Here is a 1,475-nt window from a genome sequence, read left to right as displayed (position 1 = left end):
GCGCCCCACTGGTAGTTGCGGAACACGATCTGGGTCACGGCGGGCCATTCTTCGCGGCCAATCGCAGTCAGTTCGTTTACCGCAATGCCGAATGCGCCGTCACCGGCAAAGCCCACAACCGGAACGTCCGGCTGACCGATCTTGGCGCCAACGATGGCCGGCAGGCCATAGCCGCAGGGGCCGAACAGGCCGGGGGCCAGGTATTTGCGGCCCTCTTCAAACGACGGATAGGCGTTGCCGATGGCGCAGTTGTTGCCGATGTCGGACGAGATGATCGCCTCTTTCGGCAGCGCCGCCTGAATCGCACGCCACGCCATGCGCGGGCTCATCCAGTCCGGTTTGGCGTCGCGGGCGCGCTGGTTCCAGCTGGTGCCCGGATCGTCGTCCTCATGCGTCATCGAGGTCAGTTCTTGCGCCCAGGCCGATTTCTTCTGGGCAATGCGCTCCTTGCGCGCCTGACGGCCTTCGTCACCGGCAGTATCGCTCAGCTGCGCCAGGATGCCTTTGGCCACCTTGGCCGCGTCACCGATGATGCCAACGCTGACGGTTTTGGTCAGACCGATACGGTCGGGGTTGATGTCGACCTGGATGATCTTGGCATCCGCGGGCCAGTAGTTGATGCCATAGCCCGGCAGGGTCGAGAACGGGTTCAGACGGGTGCCGAGGCACAGAACCACGTCCGCCTCACTGATCAACTCCATCCCGGCTTTCGAGCCGTTATAGCCCAGTGGGCCGACAAACAGCGGGTGGTTGCCCGGGAAGGCGTCATTGTGCTGGTAGCCAACGCAGACCGGTGCATCCAGACGCTCGGCCAGAACTTTCGAGGCCTCGATGCCGCCCTCGGCCAACACCACACCGGCGCCGTTCAGGATCACCGGGTTCTTGGCGTTCGACAGCAGCTCGGCCGCCTGCGAAACAGCAGTTTCGCCGCCCGAGGGGCGCTCGAATTCAACGATGGCGGGCAGGTCGACGTCGATGACCTGGGTCCACATGTCGCGCGGGATGTTCAGCTGGGCCGGACCGCTGGCGCGTTTCGCCTGCATGATCACGCGGTTCAGAACCTCGCAGACACGGGTCGGGTCGCGGACCTCTTCCTGATAGGCCACCATGTCTTCGAACAGTTTCATCTGCTCGACTTCCTGGAAACCGCCCTGACCGATGGTCTTGTTCGCCGCCTGCGGGGTCACCAGCAGCAGCGGGGTGTGGTTCCAATACGCGGTCTTCACAGCGGTCACGAAGTTGGTGATGCCGGGGCCGTTCTGCGCAATCATCATCGACATCTTGCCGGTGGCACGGGTGTAGCCATCCGCCATCATCCCGGCACTGCCTTCATGCGCACAGTCCCAGAACATGATCCCAGCCTTCGGGAACAGATCCGAGATCGGCATCATCGCTGAACCAATGATCCCAAACGCATGTTCAATCCCGTGCATCTGCAAAACCTTAACAAAGGCCTCTTCCGTCGTCATCTTCAT

Annotated in this window: 1 protein-coding gene; it reads right to left on the bottom strand. The window is 62.4% G+C overall.

What is annotated here, in order from left to right; translation table 11 throughout:
- On the bottom strand, positions 1-1,475 hold a 1,475-nt coding region (gene xsc / locus HW561_RS23220; protein WP_176867755.1), incomplete at both ends, for a sulfoacetaldehyde acetyltransferase.

The sequence above is a fragment of the Ruegeria haliotis genome (genome assembly GCF_013377785.1).
Taxonomy (GTDB): Bacteria; Pseudomonadota; Alphaproteobacteria; order Rhodobacterales; family Rhodobacteraceae; genus Ruegeria; species Ruegeria haliotis.
This window is presented reverse-complemented; position numbering and strand designations above follow the sequence as displayed.